The organism is Streptomyces sp. NPDC046925 (genome assembly GCF_040644915.1).
Taxonomy (GTDB): Bacteria; Actinomycetota; Actinomycetes; order Streptomycetales; family Streptomycetaceae; genus Streptomyces.
The window spans coordinates 158352-174694 of record NZ_JBEYWZ010000011.1 but is presented as its reverse complement, the minus strand read 5'-3'; the positions used below and the strand labels follow the sequence as shown (position 1 = coordinate 174694).

Genomic DNA, 16343 nt, shown 5'->3' with positions numbered 1-16343 from the left:
CCAACCGTGCACCACGCCACTGACAATCGACCTCCGCACGCCGCTGACCTGCGCAGACATCGAGCGAGGGGCCGATTGTCAGTGGTGGGATCTACCTTCGATTACATGACTCAGCAGGGGGTGCGCTGGACGGCGGATCAGGTCCTTGCATTGGCACCTGACGCCCCGTCACGCAAGGCGGGAAGCAAACTCGGCGTCGCCGGCCCATGGTCGGAGGCGGGCAGTTCGGGCGAGGGGACGGTGTGGGGCCTGTGCAAGGGAAGTGGCAGCAAGCCGTATCAGACGGTCGTCGACATAGCGGACATCGCCGGCGCCGCGGGGCCGGCGTACAAATGCAGTTGCCCGAGCCGCAAGTTCCCGTGCAAACACGCGCTCGGACTGCTGCTGCTCTGGGCGGGCGAGGACGGGACGGTCGGTGCCGTGCCGGACGGGCAGCCGCCGGCCTGGGCGGAGGAGTGGCTGACGGGGCGCCGTAAGAGAGCGGAGACGAAGCGGACTTCGGACGCGGCGCCCGGCTCGGCGCCCGCTGATCCCGAGGCCGCGCGCCGCAGGGCGGAGCGGCGGGCCGAGCGGGTCACGGCGGGGGTGACGGAGCTGGAGCAGCGCCTCTCCGATCTGCTGCGCGGCGGCATGGCCTCCGCAGAACAGACCGGGTACGGGCTGTGGGAGGAGACGGCGGCCCGCATGGTCGACGCGCAAGCTCCCGGACTGGCCGCGAGGGTGCGGGAGTTGGGCGCGATTCCCTCCTCCGGGCCGGGCTGGCCGGTGCGGATGCTGGAGGAGTGTGCGCTCCTCCACCTCCTCGACCAGGGCTGGCTGCGCCGCGAGCAACTGCCGCAGGCTCTGGCGGCCACGGTCCGCTCCCGCATAGGCCTGCCCACGTCGGCTGCGGGCGGGCCGGTGCGTGACCACTGGCTGGTGCTCGCGCAGTACGACACGGCGGACAGCAAGCTCACCACCCGCCGGATATGGCTGTACGGCGCGGAGTCGGGACGGACGGCCCTGCTCCTGTCGTACGGCGCCGCGGGCCGCGCGCCCGCGCTCGCGCTGCCGGTCGGCCTCGCGCTGGACGCCGAGCTGACCGCGTATCCGGGCGCCGGGCAACTACGGGCCGATCTGGGCGAACAGTTCGGTGCCCCCGCGTCGACGGCGGCCCGTCCGCCGGGCGTACGAACGGAACAGGCCACGCACCTCTACGGCGAGGTGCTGAGGGAGGACCCGTGGCTGGATTCCTGGCCGGTGACGCTGGGCGAGGTGATACCGACCCCGCTCCAGGGCCCCGCGTCCGACGGCTGGCAACTGGCGGATGCGGAAGGCGGCATGGCCCTGCCCATCACCCCTTCCGCGGCGGCTCGAGCGGGCCTGTGGCGGCTGGTGTCACTCTCCGGAGGCGCTCCCGTGACGGTCTTCGGTGAGTGTGGCCACGAGGGCTTCACCCCTCTGACGGCCTGGCCGCGCGGAGTGGGAGAGGCGGTGCCCCTGTGCTGAGCACCACGCCTCACCGCCGTCGCACCGCCACCGCCCTGTGGTCACCGATGTGCGCCCAGAGAGCTCTGCCGCGTATGCGCGGAGCCGGGTCCGCACAGCGCGGCGCAGGGCCGGGCGGAGCACTGCGGCAGCAACAGCACCGCAGCACCCGCTGACAGCACCCGCAGAAAGCGCCACAAGTGCAGAGCAACGTCCTCCGGCAGATCCAGGACGGCAGATCCACACGAAGGACCGAGAGGCCCGCCCTAGGACCGGGACCCACCAAAGAGCCGGGGCCTACCGGATAACCGGGATCGACCGGAGAACCGAGGCCCACCGCAGAACCGCGAGTGACCGCAGAACCGGGACCCACCGAGGAACCGGTACCCACCGGAGAACGGGGATCGGCCCGAAGAGCGGGATCCACCCGCGAACCCGGATCCGTCCGAGAACCGGGAGGTTCACCCGAGAACCGGGAGATCCGCCCGAGAGAGGAGTCCACATGACCGGCACCACCGCACTCACCGAAGCGACCGTCGCCCCCTGGGAAGACCTGGTCACCGCCGCGCTCCTCGGCACCGACCGCCGCACACCCCCCGTACGGACCGGGGACAAGGCCGCGCCGGCCGCCCTCCTGGACGCGGCAGCCGTACAGACCCTCAGGCGCAGAGCCGGACTCCGCCCCGCGCCCGCCGCCGCGCTTCCCGAGCCCGCCGCGGACGACCCCAGGCCCCCGGTGCCGCCCACGGCCCGGCGCAGGCTCGCCACCCTGCTCACCGATCACCCCGGCGCGGGCAGCGGAGGACGCCGGGGCGCGGTGCCCGACCTGATGGAACTGCTGCCCCAGTGGCTGGCGATGGCCAACGACCGCGGCTTCGCGGCACCGCCCGAACTGCTCCCGGCCCTCCTGAACGCGGCCCGTGGACGCACCGACCTCCGGCCGCAGGCCCTCGCCTTCGCGGGACCGCGGGCCCTGTGGCTCGCGCGGCTCAACCCGGACTGGAAGTTCGCACTCCGCTCCGCTCCGGGCGGCGGGGTCACCCTGCCGGCCCCGGAGGAGAAGGCGCTGGTCACACAGTTGTGGGAGGAGGGCCTCTTCGCCGAACGCGTCGCCCTGCTCGGCGCGGTGCGGGCCCATGACCCGGCGGCGGCGCGGGATCTGCTCGCCGCGACCTGGAGCACGGAGCGGGCCGAGGACCGCCTGATGTTCCTCGATTCCCTGCGCACGCAACTGTGCGACGCGGACGAGCCGTTCCTGGAGCAGGCCCTCACCGACCGCAGCCGCAACGTCCGCGCCACGGCGGCCGAGCTCCTCTCCGCGCTCCCCGCGTCCGCCCTCGCCGCCCGTATGGCGGACCGGGCGGCGTCCTGCGTGGCCATCGACCTTGCGCAGGGCACGAAGAGCATGCCGACGCTCACGGTGGAGGCGCCCCACGAGTGCGACGCCGGCATGGAGCGCGACGGCGTCATCACGAAGCCGCCTGCCGGCCGGGGCGCACGGTCGTGGTGGCTGGGCCAGCTGGTGGAGGCCGCCCCGCTCGGCATCTGGCCGGAGCGGCTCGGCTGCCGGACCCCCGCAGAGATCGTGGCGCTGCCCGTGGCCGACGACTGGCAGAGCGAGTTGCACGCAGCGTGGTGCCGCGCGGCCGTGCGGCAGCGTGACGCGGTCTGGTCGCGTGCGCTGCTCGGGCCCCCTTCGTCTCCTGATGCGGCGGGACCCGGCGCGGCGTCGCTCGCCGAGCGCGCGAAACTCCTCGCCGCGCTACCGGCCGGGGAGCGGGCCGAATGGGTCGCGGGGTTCATCGCGACACACGGCCTCTCGGAGGCGTTCCAACTGCTCGGCGTGTGCGCGCTGCCCTGGTCGGAGCCGCTGGGCCGGGCCGTGGTCGACGCACTGAACATCGCCCGCGACGCCGGGAGTTACCCCTGGAGCTTCAGCGGCGTGATGGGCCTCGCCGAGCGCTGCCTGGACCCGGCGGAGGCGGTCCGTCTCGACGTACTGACCGCGATACCGGACGAACCGGAGGACGCGTCGCCCGGCGCGGGCGGGTACTGGTCGGAGGCATTCCAGCGCCTGGTCAGCACGTTGCGTCTACGCGCGGCGATGCGGGCGGAGCTGGGCGCGGAGCCGTGGCGGCCGGGCACGGCGCCGGGAAACCGGGAGGTGCCGTGATGTCAGGCAACCCCACCGAGAAGCTGAGGCACCCGGCTGCCCCAGCCGACGGCTGCGCCTCAACACCCTCCGCGCTCTCCGCGCTCTCCGCGCCCTCTGCACTCGCCGCGCCCTCCGCGAGGCGAAAGCAGCCATCAGCCCTCACCCCGGCGCAAGGCTTGGAGCAGCGAAAGCCGGACACCGTCACCCCGGAGCGGGGAAGGCCGGCCAGGCCGGACGCCCCCGCCGCGGCGCGTCGGCCGTCAGGCTCCCGCGGGCTGACGGACGTTCGCCCGTACCCAGTCCACGATCGACGCCGTCGTCGCACCGGGAGTGAAGATCTCCGCGACGCCCTTCTCCTTGAGCGGCGGGATGTCCGCCTCGGGGATGATGCCGCCGCCGAAGACCTTGATGTCCTCCGCGTCACGCTCCTTGAGGAGCTCGATCACGCGCGCGAAGAGCGTGTTGTGGGCACCGGAGAGGATGGACAGACCGATCGCGTCGGCGTCCTCCTGGATCGCGGTGTCCACCACCTGCTCGGGCGTCTGATGCAGGCCGGTGTAGATGACCTCCATACCCGCGTCACGCAGTGCCCTCGCGATCACCTTGGCCCCGCGATCATGACCGTCGAGACCCGGCTTGGCCACCACCACGCGGATCGGACCGGCTGCCACACCCATCACTGCCTCCATGTACCGATATCCATCTGTCCGAGCACTGGTATCCCGTGCCGCACCGGCCGGGGAAGTGAACGAACGTTATCCCCAGCATCTCGCACCCGGCAGTTTCACGGTGTGGAGCGAGGGGGAAATCACACGATGGGACACGTTCGCTGCGCGCCACTCCCGCATACAGCGGTCCACGGACCGCCCCGGGGACGGCGCAAGGGGAGCCGCAACGAGGTCGCCGTGCCACCGCGCCGTCCGCTTCCGCGCGCCGTGGTGACGCGGCACATCGGCGATCGCGCCGGTATGCAGGGCGCCACCGGCGCTGACCACGCACCGCCGTACGGCCTCTGCCACGCCTCCCCACTACGGGCACACGGGGGACAGAGCCGTCCTCTCGCGTGCCGACCGGGAGGTCGACCATGACCATCACGAGGGTCCTGCCCTTTCGTCCGCCGTGCCTTATCTCGCCCGCCAGACTGGCGGGACTCTCCATGGCTCTGCTGAAAGCGACCGCACTCGAGGTGGCGATCCTCGCCGGCCACCTCCTCCTTTACCCGTCGGGCATCGTCCAGGAACGCAGGATCGCCGCCGAACTGCCGCCGTCCGACGCCCCCCGGCTCCCCTCGGAGAGCCGGCCGCCGGTCGTCCTGCTGCACGGCTTCATCGACAACCGCTCGGTCTTCGTCCTGCTGCGCCGCTCCCTGGCCCAGCACGGCGGCCAGCACGTGGAGTCCCTGAACTACTCCCCTCTCACGTGCGACATCCGCACCGCCGCCGAGTTGCTCGGCCGCCACATAGAGGAGATCTGCGAGCGCACGGGCCATCACCAGGTCGACATCGTCGGGCACAGCCTCGGCGGCCTGATAGCCCGCTATTACGCGCAGCGCCTCGGCGGCCACGCCCGCGTGCGCACACTGGTCACGCTCGGTACCCCACATGAGGGAACGCGGGTCGTGCCGCTGGCCGACGCGCACCCCATCGTGCGCCAGATGCGCCCCGGCTCGGACGTGATCGAGGAGCTGCGCGAGCCCGCGCCGGAGTGCCGGACGCGGTTCGTGAGCTTCTGGAGCGACCTGGACCAGCTGATGGCCCCCCTCGAAACGGCCTGCGTCAACCATCCCGACCTGATCGCGCAGAACGTACGAGTCTCCGGTATCGGTCATCTCGCCCTGCCCGTGCACCCCGCGGTCGCCGCAGGAATCCGCCAGGCCCTCGATCTGCCTTCCCCGGGAGCCCCCGCGACGGGTGCCGAGAACGGACTGACCGTGGCCTGAGGGGTGGTTCCGCACCTCGCGGAGCAGCGAATTTGTCGAACGGACTTCGAACGCAGGGCCAAAGCTGTGCCCGCAGTCCGCCGAAAGACGTCCGAATGCCCGTTTCCTGAGAGCGTGAAACCTGACGAAGATTGTCGCGCCCGCATACCGCCGGGTACAGTCGCCGCACTGCTCTGCCCCCTGCTGCCGAGGCGAAAGAGAAGTTGGTGAACGACCGTCACCCGTCGGGGAGCTCGACACCCCCGGCCTCGGCACCCGCCGACTATGCGCCCTACGCGGCGTATGACCAGCAGAGCACCCCGCATGGCGCCTATGCCGGATACGACGGCTTCTCCACCGGAAGCTTCGACACCACGGGCAGCTATGCGGCGGCCGGTCCCGACACCGGAAGCTTCGCGTCCGACCCGCTCTTCGGCGACATGCCCGGCAGTTCGTACGACACCGGCCAGTGGGCCACGACGGGCACACAGCAGACGCTGAACTACGACCCGTACGCCGCGCAGCACCAGGCCGCGTACGACACAGGCGGGTACGAGACCGGCGGCTACGACACCACGGCGATGTGGTCCACCGGCGGCTATCAGCACCTCTCCGCCGACATCCCGGCCCAGTCCGGTCCCGACACCAGCGGCCAGTGGGACGCCACCGCCTGGAACCAGCCGCAGCAGACCGGCCCGTGGGAGACGCAGGCCTTCGACACCGGCGCGTACGACGCGACTGCGTGGAACTCCGGCGGCCAGGACATGACGTACGGGGCCGGGACCACCGGGACGCATGAGGCGTTCGGCACCACCGAGGTGCACGACACTCTCGGGACGCACGACGCGCTCGGGGCGTACGAAGCCGGGGACACGCCCGGAGCGCCGGACGCGTACGAGGCTGCTGAAACGTACAAGCATTCGCCCTACGACACCGGGTCCTACGATTCCGAGCCCTTCCCGGCCGGGGATCACTCGCCCGAGGCGTACGCCCAACCGATCCCCGCCGAGCACGAGTTCACGCCCGACGAGGCCCCCGCCGATTACGAGGCTCCCGCCGATTCGCTCGGCCCGGTCGAGCCGAGCCCCATCGAGCCCAGCCCGGGCGGCCCCGCCGGTGACGACGGGCCGCCGGTCATGGACCGCTCGCACGGCTCCCGCTCGCGGGCCCGCCGCCGCTCGCCCGCCAAGCGCTCCGCACTCTTCACCGTCGCCGTGCCGTCCGCCTGCGTGATGGGCGTCGCGGGTATCGCCGCCGCTTCCGTGGGCGACTTCGGCGGTGGCGACGAGAAGGAGGCGCAGGCGGCCTCGGCTCCGGACCCCGCGTCCGTGCAGCCTTCCGCCGCCAACAACAAGCTCGACACGCAGCTGGCCAACCTCTCCGCGGACGCCGGTGACTTCGCCGACCGCGCGAGCCGTACCCAGGAGCGCATCGACCTCAAGGCGGAGAAGGTCGCCGCCGAGAAGAAGGCCGCCGAGGAAGCCGCGCGCAAGGAGCGCCTGCGCCCCAAGTTCGCGCTGCCGGTCAAGCAGCAGGGCCTGAGCGCGTACTACGGACAGGCCGGCATCAACTGGATGTCGGCGCACTCCGGAATCGACTTCCCGGTGTCGTACGGCACCGAGGTGCTCGCCGCCACCGACGGCACCGTCTCCACGAAGTGGAACAGCGCCTACGGCAACATGGCGATCGTGACCGCCAAGGACGGCACGGAGACGTGGTACTGCCACCTCTCCACGCACAAGGTGTCCAGCGGCCCGGTCAAGGCAGGCGACCCCATCGCCTTCTCCGGAAACTCCGGCAACTCCACCGGCCCGCACCTGCACTTCGAGGTGCGTCCCGGCGGCGGCTCGGCGATCGACCCGCTGCCGTGGCTGCGCAGCCACGGCCTCGACCCGACGTAACTCCGGCCGCCGCCGCGCGCGTTACAGCTTCTCCACCGGCGCGTACCGCAGCAGCAGCCGCTTCGGCTTCGGCTCTCCGAAGTCCACCGTCGCCTCGGCGTTCGCGCCCGTGCCCTTCACTCCGACCACGGTCCCGAGGCCGAACTGGTCGTGCGTGACCCGGTCCCCGATCGACAGTGCGACCACCGGCTTCTCCGTGGCGCGGCGCGTGGCGAAGCCCTGCGCGCCCCCGGTGCGCGAGCGCGCCGACGACAAGGAGGAGGCGATTCCCGCCGCGGGACCCGAGGATGCCGGTGCGCCGACGGAACCCGTCCGCTTCCAGTCCAGGTGCGCCTCCGGGATCTCCTCCAGGAACCGCGAGGGCGGGTTGTACGAAGGCTGCCCCCAGGCGCTGCGCATCGAGGACCGCGTGAGGTAGAGCCGCTCCCGCGCGCGCGTGATGCCCACGTACGCAAGGCGGCGTTCTTCCTCCAGCTCCTTGACCTGGCCGAGGGAGCGCATGTGCGGGAAGACGCCGTCCTCCATGCCGGTCAGGAAGACGACCGGGAACTCCAGGCCCTTGGCGGTGTGCAGCGTCATCAGGGTGATGACTCCGGAGCCGTCGTCCTCCTCGTCGGGGATCTGGTCCGAGTCGGCGACGAGCGCGACCCGCTCCAGGAACTCGGAGAGCGTGCCCGAAGCAGCCGTGGCCGCGCCCGCGTCCTCTGCGGCCTCGGTGTCCCCTTCCGCGGCCTCGGCGCCCCCTTCGCCCTCGGTCTCCCCTGCGGCTTCGGTCTCCCCTTCGCCGCTCTCACCGGCTTCGCCGTTGTCCTGCTCGAACTCCAGTGCCACGGCGGCGAGTTCCTGGAGGTTCTCGATGCGCGTCTCGTCCTGCGGGTCGGTCGAGGCCTGCAGCTCGGCGAGGTACCCGGTCCGTTCGAGCACGGCCTCCAGGACGACGGCGGGGCCCGCGCCGGACTCGACGATGGTCCGCAGCTCCTCCATCAGCGTGTTGAAACGCTTGACGGCGTTCGCCGAGCGGGCCGCCATTCCGTACGCCTCGTCGACGCGCTTCAGCGCCTGCGGGAAGGAGATCTTCTCGCGCTGCGAGAGCGCGTCGATCATCGCCTCGGCGCGGTCACCGATGCCCCTCTTGGGGACGTTCAGAATGCGCCGCAGCGGGACGGAGTCCTCCGGGTTCGCGAGCACGCGCAGATACGCGAGGACGTCCCGGACCTCCTTGCGCTCGTAGAAGCGGACGCCGCCGACGACCTTGTAGGGCAAGCCGACGCGGATGAAGATCTCTTCGAAGACACGGGACTGCGCGTTCGTCCGGTAGAAGATCGCGACGTCGCCGGCCTTCGCGTCGCCCGCGTCGGTGAGCCGGTCGATCTCGTCGGCGACGAACTGCGCCTCGTCGTGCTCGGTGTCGGCGACATAGCCGATGATGCCCGCACCCGCGCCCGCGTTGGTCCACAGGTTCTTGGGGCGGCGGCTTTCGTTGCGCTCGATGACGGCGTTGGCCGCGGTGAGGATCGTCTGCGTGGAGCGGTAGTTCTGCTCCAGGAGGATCGTCGTCGCGTCCGGGTAGTCCTCCTCGAACTGGAGGATGTTGCGGATCGTGGCGCCGCGGAAGGCGTAGATCGACTGGTCGGCGTCGCCCACGACACACAGCTCGGCGGGGTCGTCCCCCTCGCCCCCGGAGGGGCCGACCAATTCGCGCACCAGGGCGTACTGGGCGTGGTTGGTGTCCTGGTACTCGTCGACCATCACGTGCCGGAAGCGGCGGCGGTAGTGCTCGGCGACGTCCGGGAACGCGCGGAACATGTGGACCGTCGTCATGATCAGGTCGTCGAAGTCGAGGGCGTTCGCCTCGCGCAGCCGCGACTGGTACATCGCGTACGCCTGGGCGAGCGTCTTCTCGAAGCCGTCGGCGGCCTGACCCGCGAAGGTCTCCTCGTCGATCAGCTCGTTCTTCAGGTTGGAGATCTTGGCGCTGAAGGACTTCGGCGGGAACTTCTTCGGGTCGATGTCCAGGTCACGGCAGACCAGCGCCATCAGGCGCTTGGAGTCCGCGGCGTCGTAGATCGAGAAGGAGGACGTGAAGCCGAGCTTCTTCGACTCGCGGCGCAGGATGCGGACGCACGCGCTGTGGAAGGTCGACACCCACATCGCGTTGGCCCGCGGCCCCACGAGCTGCTCGACGCGCTCCTTCATCTCGCCGGCGGCCTTGTTCGTGAAGGTGATCGCCAGGATCTGCCCCGGGTGCACGTGCCGCTCGGCCAGGAGGTGCGCGATGCGGTGCGTGAGGACCCGGGTCTTGCCGGAGCCGGCGCCCGCGACGATGAGCAGCGGGGAGTCCGCGTGCACGACGGCCGCGCGCTGGTTCTCGTTCAGACCGTCGAGGAGGGCCGCCGGGTCGATCACGGGGCGCGGGGCGCCGCCGCGATAGTGCGCGTCGCGGGGTGCGGGCGCGTCGAACTTCCCGTCGAACAGATCATCCGGAATGGACTCCGGAGTGTTGTCCTCGGGCGGTGGCGGGGGCTCTTCCTCCGAAGCCCGCGAGGGCTTGAGGTCCGCCAGGAAGCTGTCATCAAAGAGGCTGCTCATCGCCTCCCGAGTCTAGGCGGCCGCACTGACAACCCGCCCCGGGTTCCGGCCACGTCACTCTCGCCTACGCCCTGCTCGCGGACGATCACTCTCCGCTTCGGCACTTCGTGCCCACGTCAAGAGCTTCGTAAAGTAACGAAAATGTATCGGGCATATCGAACATCAACCTTCACACGGACCACACGAGTTGGCTAGCGTGCTGCCCGGGCTGCTCGTACTCCCACCGGCGAACCCCGCCGGGAACGGGTGGCCTCCGCCGAGTTCGATCTCCTCGGAGCCGGGGACCCACGATGAACTTGGGGTGAATCGGTCCCGTACGCAGTACGGGACTGTAGGGCAACCTTCCGGAACCACCCGCCCGAACCCGACAGCTAACCCGGTAGGCGGTCTACGGAAGGAGTCGCCTCCCTTGGCGTCGCACCGCAAGCCGCGGACCCGCATTGCCGCCCTGCGCGCAACCCCCGCCCTCGGCATCACGACGGCGGCCCTCACCTCCGTGGCCCTGCTGTCACAGAGCGCGCAGGCGGCACCGTCCGCACCGCAGAAGCCCAGCCTCGAAGAGGTCCAGAAGAAGGTCGACGACCTCTACCACCAGGCGGGTGTGGCCACACAGAAGTACAACTCGGCCAAGGAGCGCACCGACAAGCAGCGCAAGAAGGTCGACACCCTGCTCGACGACGTCGCCGAGCGCACCGACAAGCTGAACGAGGCCCGCCAGGAGCTTGGCTCGTTCGCCGCCGCGCAGTACCGCACCGGCGCCGTCTCCGAGACCGCCACGATGATGCTGGCCGACGACCCGCAGGGGTACTTCGACCAGAACCACCTGTCGGACCGGCTGACCGCGCGCCAGAAGAAGGCGGTCGACGACTACCAGACGAAGCAGGCCGCCGCGACGAAGCAGCGCACGAAGGCCGCCAAGAGCCTTCAGACGCTGAGCGACTCACGGGACGACCTCAAGACGAGCAAGCAGGCCGTCCAGGAGAAGCTGGGCAAGGCGCGCACGCTGCTCTCGGAGCTGACGGCCGAGGAGAAGGCGCGGCTCGCGGCGATCGAGAAGAAGAAGGAAGAGGCGGCCAAGCGCAAGGCCGCCGAGCTGGCCCGCAAGCAGGAGGCCGAGGCGGAGGCCAAGCGCAAGGCGGCGGAAGAGGCCGCGGCCAAGGAGCGCGAGAAGAACAAGGAGACCCCCGACTCGGGCTCCGGTTCCGACACCGGCTCCGGCTCCGGCTCCGGCACGGGCTCCGGCGGCACGGATGGCGCCTACGCGACGAAGGCCGCGAAGGTCATCAGCTTCGCGGAGGCGCAGATCGGCAAGCCGTACGTGTGGGGCGCCACCGGCCCCGACTCGTACGACTGCTCCGGGCTCACGCAGGACGCCTGGAAGGCCGCGGGGATCTCCCTGCCGCGTACGACGTGGGACCAGGTGAAGGTCGGCACGACCGTGAAGACGGCCGACGCCAAGCCGGGTGACCTGGTCTTCTTCTACGACGACATCAGCCACGTCGGTATCTACATCGGCGACGGCAAGATGATCCACGCCCCGAAGCCGGGTGCGAACGTCCGCACCGAGTCGATCTACTACATGCCGATCCACAGCGTGGTGCGGCCCGCGTAACCATCGCTTGCCGAAAACGGCCCTCCACGCGCGCGTGGAGGGCCGTTTTACGTCAGTGGGGCGGGATCAGGTCCACATCACCGCGATGAAGATGTTCGCGACGGTCAGCAGCCCGACGGCGCCGAACATCGCCTTGTCCACCTTCTCCTCGTCGCGCTTCACGTAGACCAGCGCGAGGATCACGATCAGCACGGCCATCTTGATGCCGATCTTGACGTTGTTGACCGGGTTGTCGTCCGCCTGGTTGAGACCCACCAGGACGACGCCCGTGACGAGCATCGTCAGGGCGCCGTGCAGCATCGCCGGGTTGAAGCGGGCCGTGCCCTGGCCCATCTGCTTCATCTGGGTGAGGAAGCCACCCAGGAGCGAGGCGATGCCGATGATGTGCAGGCCGACGAAGAGATGGGTGAGAACGTCCATGGCTCCGGAGCCTAGCCGGGTCATATCACCACTCCGCAGCCAGGTCGGCCGCAAGTGCCGCATCGGTCACACACCTGCGCGAAGGGCGCCCGGCCCGGCAGATCGTGCAGTCACATGCGGTCACCGGCGGCGCACTTCCGTCAGTTGCGGACAATCCGTCACCAAGTCGTGACCGCCAGGTTTAGCGTCCTTCGTCAGGTGACCGGCTCCCCACCGCCGTCCGGACCAGGGGCGGCAGTCGGCCACCACCGCCGAGAATCCGGCGGCGGTCCGCTCCCCCTGTGCGGGCTGCCGCCGGAACCTTAAGGAGCCCCCCTTCGTGGCAGCGCACCGCAAGCCCAGACAGCGCTCGCTCAGTGGCCATACGGCCCGCACCGCCGCCACCATCGCCCTTGCCGGGGCGGCCACGGCCACCGTCTTCGACGGCACGGGACACGCGGATCCACGGCTCAGCCCGTCCGAGGTGAAGTCCAAGGTCGACGCGCTCTACCGCGAGGCGGAGATCGCCACCGAGAAGTACAACGGCGCCAAGGAGAAGTCCGAGAACGCCGAGAAGTCCCTGGGCGAGCTGCGTGACGAGGCGGCCCGCAAGACGGAGAAGCTCAACTCCGCGCGCCAGGGCCTCGGCTCGATGGCCGCCGCGCAGTACCGCAGCGGCGGAATCGATCCTGCCGTCCAGCTCGCCCTCTCCTCCGACCCCGACCAGTACCTCGAGCGTGCCGCGCTCGCCGACCGGGCGGACAGCCGCCAGGCCTCGGCCGTCTCCCGCGTGCAGAAGCAGCTCCAGGAGCTCGACCAGCTGCACACGGAGGCCGACGACACCCTCGCGGACCTCAAGTCCCGCCAGGCGGAGCTGAAGAAGCACAAGAAGACCGTCAACGGAAAGCTCGACGCGGCCAAGGGGCTGCTGTCGCAGCTCACCGGCGACCAGCGCGCGGACCTCGCGGGCGGGGACCAGGACAGGGCCTCCCGCACGGCCGGCCGCGACGGCTCCCCGCACGTCCCCGGCAAGGCTCCCAACGCCCGCGCCGCAGCGGCCGTCTCGTACGCCTACAAGGCGCTCGGCAGCCCGTACGTCTGGGGCGCCACCGGTCCGGACGCCTTCGACTGCTCGGGGCTCACCCAGGCCGCCTACCGGTCCGCGGGGATCGCCCTGCCGCGCACGACGTACGCGCAGATCACCGAGGGCGAACGGGTCCCGCGTTCTCAACTCCAGCCCGGCGACCTGGTCTTCTTCTACCAGGGCATCAGCCATGTCGGGATCTACGTGGGCGACGGCCAGATGATCCACGCCCCGAACCCGAGCGCGCTGGTACGCCTCGCGCCGATCAGCCAGATGCCGTTCGCCGGGGCCGCACGGGTGGCCTGAGAGGGCCGCACGGGTGGCGTGAGGGCCGTCCAGGTGGCGGGCGGAGGGCCGCAGCCCCGCGAGTACTGTCAGGGTCATGCCCCGTCGCACGCTCCCCCCGCCTCCGCCGCCTGCCTACCTGCGCACCTGGCCGGACCGCAACGCACTGCTGCACGACCGCGGTAGGGCGCTCGAAGAGCTGCGCAGGCGCACCCTGGGGGTGCACCGGATCCTGCTGCTCTGGCTGTTCGCGCTCGGCTGCGTCATCGGCTGGGCGCTTCTGACGGTGCCGTTGGAGATGATCGAGGACCACGACCCGATGGCGGTCTTCATGGGTCCGCTGTGCGCGGTCCTGGGCCTGGGAGCCCTCGCGCCTTCGGTGTTCGGCGTCGTGGTCAGCATCCGCGGCGACCGGAAGGCCCGCGAACTCACCGACAGCTGGCTGGCCCTGGACAGCAACCCGGCGTCGGACTCCGCTCTGCGCTCCCCCGCCCTCAGCCTCTGCTGGCTCCTGACGTCCCTCCTCGGCTGCGCGCTCGGCCTGTGGGCGTCCTTCGCTGCCGCCGCATACGCCGAGCCGGGGCGGGACTCCTACAGCGACGTCGTGCTCGGCATGGGCACGGGCCTGATCCTGTGGCTGGCGGGCCTCATCGGCGTCACCAAGGCGGTGGGCCACTACCGCTGGGCGATACGGAGGCTGGGCCCCGCCCGTGCGACGGAGGGCGCGCACCGCTGACCCCGGACCGGGGCCGGGCCCTCGCCTCGGGCGGCGTCGCCCCTTCCGTCAGACCAGCCGCCGCGCCGTCGCCCACCGCGTCAGCTCGTGCCGGTTGGACAGCTGGAGCTTCCTCAGCACCGCCGACACATGCGACTCGACCGTCTTCACGGAGATGAAGAGCTGCTTGGCGATCTCCTTGTACGCGTACCCGCGCGCGATGAGCCGCAGGACCTCGCGCTCGCGCTGTGTGAGGCGGTCCAGGTCCTCGTCGACCGGCGGCGCGTCGGTCGACGCGAAGGCGTCGAGAACGAACCCGGCGAGACGCGGCGAGAAGACCGCGTCGCCGTCCTGCACCCGGAAGATGGAGTCGACCAGGTCGGTGCCGGTGATCGTCTTGGTGACATAGCCGCGGGCACCGCCGCGGATGACTCCGATGACGTCCTCGGCGGCGTCCGAGACGGAGAGCGCGAGGAACCGCACCGGGTTCTCGGCATCGGACATCAACGGCGCGCAGCGGCGCAGCACTTCGACACCGCCGCCGCCCGGCAGGTGCACGTCGAGGAGCACGACCTCGGGGCGTGTCGCCGTGATGACCGTGACCGCCTGGTCGACGTCCGGGGCCTCGCCGACGACCTCGACTCCGGTGATCGCGGTCCTGCCGATCTCCGCCTGGACGCCCGTGCGGAACATCCGGTGATCGTCGACGAGGACGACACGTGCCCGGCGACCCTCCTGCTCACCGCCGACGGCGGCACCGGCCGCACCGGCCGTCTCGTCGGCCGTCGCATCGGCGGGCTGAGCCGCCCCGGCCGACGTGATCGGCTCGGCCGCGCCTTCCGACCCGCCCCTGGCCCCCGTGGGCTCGCTCGCGTCGCTCATGTCGTCGCCGTCCTCTCCATCTCCAGCTCGACTTCCGTGCCGCCCCCCGGCACCGCGCGCAACCGCGCCGTGCCGCCGTTGCGCTGCATACGGCCGATGATCGATTCTCGTACGCCCATGCGGTCGTCCGGCACGGAATCCAGATCGAAGCCGGGCCCACGGTCCCGGACGGACACGAACACCGTCTCCCCCTCGACTTCGGCGAAGACCTGCACCGCACCGCCCTCGCCACCGTACTTGGCGGCGTTCACCATTGCTTCCCGCGCGGCCTGCATCTGCGCCGTGAGCCGGTCGTCGAGAGGGCAGTCCCCGACTATGACGACCTCGATGGGGACGCCGTGCTTGTCCTCCACCTCCGCTGCGTTGCGCCGGACCGCTTCGGCGAGGGTGTCGGGCTCGTCCGCCTCGTCCTTGCCCGTGCCCTCGGGTTTGTAGAGCCATTGCCGCAGGTCGCGCTCCTGGGCGCGGGCCAGGCGGCGTACCTCTCCCGCGTTCTCCGCGTTGCGCTGGATCAGGGTCAGGGTGTGCAGGACCGAGTCGTGCACATGGGCGGCGACCTCCGCCCGCTCCTGGGCACGGATGCGCATCAGCCGCTCCTCGGAGAGGTCCTGCATCATGCGCACGAGATAGGGGCCGGCGAGCAGCGCGACCCCGACGAGCACGGCGAGCGCGGCCTGCAGCACGGAGCTGAGGTGCGAGGTGGAGCCCTGGAGCACGACGATGCCGCTGACCCCGGCGCCGACGAGCAGCACTCCGGCCGCCGCGCGGGCGATGGTCAGGGTGCGCCTGCGGCGGCCGACGGCCATCCAGCGGGCCCGGCGGGCGTTGTCCGCCTGCCGCCAGACCAGGGCGACACCGGCGGCGACGAGCAGCGTCGGCCAGAGATAGGCCTTGGTCGAGCTGCCCAGATCCACGTTGCCGACGAAGACCATGGCGACGACGACCATCGCGAGCAGCGCGACGAGCTGGCCCTTGTCCGGCTTGCGGGCCACGAGTCTGCGGCGCCCGTCGGACGCCGTCTCGCTGGTGACCGCGGACGGCGGGCGCTGGGCGTCGACCCCGCCCACGCCCAGCGGCACGAAGAACCAGAACGCCGCATACAGCAGGGCGCCGAGCCCGTCCGCCATGAACAGGCCCGCGAAGATCAGCCGCACCCAGATGACGGGCAGACCGAGATGACCGGCGAGGCCGCGAGCGACACCGCCGAGCCAACGACCGTCACCGCTGCGGTAGAGCTTTCGCAGCGGCCGCTCGTCTTCGATGGGTAGTGCTGCGGCTTCCGGCATGCCTCCGATATTCACACGCGTACGCGAGCGCGGGCATCAGGGTCGACCCC

The 16343-nt window shown here is 70.9% G+C and carries 12 protein-coding genes and 1 riboswitch; of the genes, 7 read left to right on the top strand and 5 right to left on the bottom strand.

Translation table 11 applies throughout. The features are described from left to right. Window positions 1–105 precede the first annotated feature (105 nt). Entirely contained in the window at window positions 106–1488 is a 1383-nt protein-coding gene (locus ABZ906_RS34505) for an SWIM zinc finger family protein (protein WP_361389676.1), read from the top strand. 481 nt (window positions 1489–1969) lie between these two features. Next, window positions 1970–3640 carry a DUF5691 domain-containing protein gene (locus ABZ906_RS34500; RefSeq protein WP_361389674.1) on the top strand — a complete coding sequence of 557 codons (1671 nt, stop codon included), beginning with the start codon at window positions 1970–1972 and terminating at the stop codon, window positions 3638–3640. Between the two features lie 242 nt (window positions 3641–3882). Here ABZ906_RS34500 and ABZ906_RS34495 read toward each other — a convergent pair whose 3' ends face one another. After that, a complete protein-coding gene (locus ABZ906_RS34495; RefSeq protein WP_361182230.1) occupies window positions 3883–4299 on the bottom strand; it encodes a cobalamin B12-binding domain-containing protein in 417 nt (138 codons plus the stop codon). Between the two features lie 407 nt (window positions 4300–4706). Between ABZ906_RS34495 and ABZ906_RS34490 the strand changes: the two genes are divergently transcribed. Together ABZ906_RS34490 and ABZ906_RS34485 are read left to right on the top strand one after the other, a co-directional pair. Then, on the top strand, window positions 4707–5561 hold the full coding sequence (locus ABZ906_RS34490; RefSeq protein WP_361389672.1) for an alpha/beta fold hydrolase: 855 nt from the start codon (window positions 4707–4709) through the stop codon (window positions 5559–5561). A gap of 206 nt (window positions 5562–5767) precedes the next feature. Next, the gene (locus ABZ906_RS34485; protein ID WP_361389670.1) at window positions 5768–7441 is read left to right on the top strand and encodes a M23 family metallopeptidase; all 1674 of its coding nucleotides are present in this window, start codon (window positions 5768–5770) and stop codon (window positions 7439–7441) included. Window positions 7442–7462: 21 nt separating this feature from the next. Here ABZ906_RS34485 and ABZ906_RS34480 read toward each other — a convergent pair whose 3' ends face one another. Next, window positions 7463–10030, bottom strand: a complete 2568-nt coding sequence (locus ABZ906_RS34480; RefSeq protein WP_361389668.1) for an ATP-dependent DNA helicase — start codon at window positions 10028–10030, stop codon at window positions 7463–7465. 244 nt (window positions 10031–10274) lie between these two features. Further along, window positions 10275–10432, top strand: a riboswitch (cyclic di-AMP (ydaO/yuaA leader). A 7-nt stretch (window positions 10433–10439) separates the two neighbouring features. Here ABZ906_RS34480 and ABZ906_RS34475 point away from each other — a divergent pair. Continuing rightward, window positions 10440–11642, top strand: coding sequence for a C40 family peptidase (locus tag ABZ906_RS34475; RefSeq protein ID WP_361182236.1), 1203 nt, complete (start codon window positions 10440–10442; stop codon window positions 11640–11642). Between the two features lie 66 nt (window positions 11643–11708). On the opposite strand, the gene ABZ906_RS34470 is transcribed toward ABZ906_RS34475, so the two are convergent. Continuing rightward, complete coding sequence (locus tag ABZ906_RS34470) at window positions 11709–12062, bottom strand: hypothetical protein (RefSeq protein WP_361389666.1); 354 nt, start codon at window positions 12060–12062, stop codon at window positions 11709–11711. 319 nt (window positions 12063–12381) lie between these two features. Between ABZ906_RS34470 and ABZ906_RS34465 the strand changes: the two genes are divergently transcribed. Continuing rightward, window positions 12382–13431 (top strand): NlpC/P60 family protein, encoded by a 1050-nt coding sequence (locus ABZ906_RS34465; RefSeq protein ID WP_361389664.1) that lies wholly within the window; start codon window positions 12382–12384, stop codon window positions 13429–13431. A gap of 76 nt (window positions 13432–13507) precedes the next feature. Continuing rightward, the gene (locus ABZ906_RS34460; protein ID WP_361389662.1) at window positions 13508–14146 is read left to right on the top strand and encodes a hypothetical protein; all 639 of its coding nucleotides are present in this window, start codon (window positions 13508–13510) and stop codon (window positions 14144–14146) included. 48 nt (window positions 14147–14194) lie between these two features. Here the strand turns inward: ABZ906_RS34460 and ABZ906_RS34455 are convergent, their stop codons facing one another. Further along, window positions 14195–15007 (bottom strand): response regulator transcription factor, encoded by an 813-nt coding sequence (locus ABZ906_RS34455; RefSeq protein ID WP_361182243.1) that lies wholly within the window; start codon window positions 15005–15007, stop codon window positions 14195–14197. Further along, window positions 15004–16293, bottom strand: a complete 1290-nt coding sequence (locus ABZ906_RS34450) for a PspC domain-containing protein (RefSeq protein ID WP_361182244.1) — start codon at window positions 16291–16293, stop codon at window positions 15004–15006. Before ABZ906_RS34450 ends, ABZ906_RS34455 begins: the two co-directional genes overlap by 4 nt. Window positions 16294–16343 lie beyond the last annotated feature (50 nt).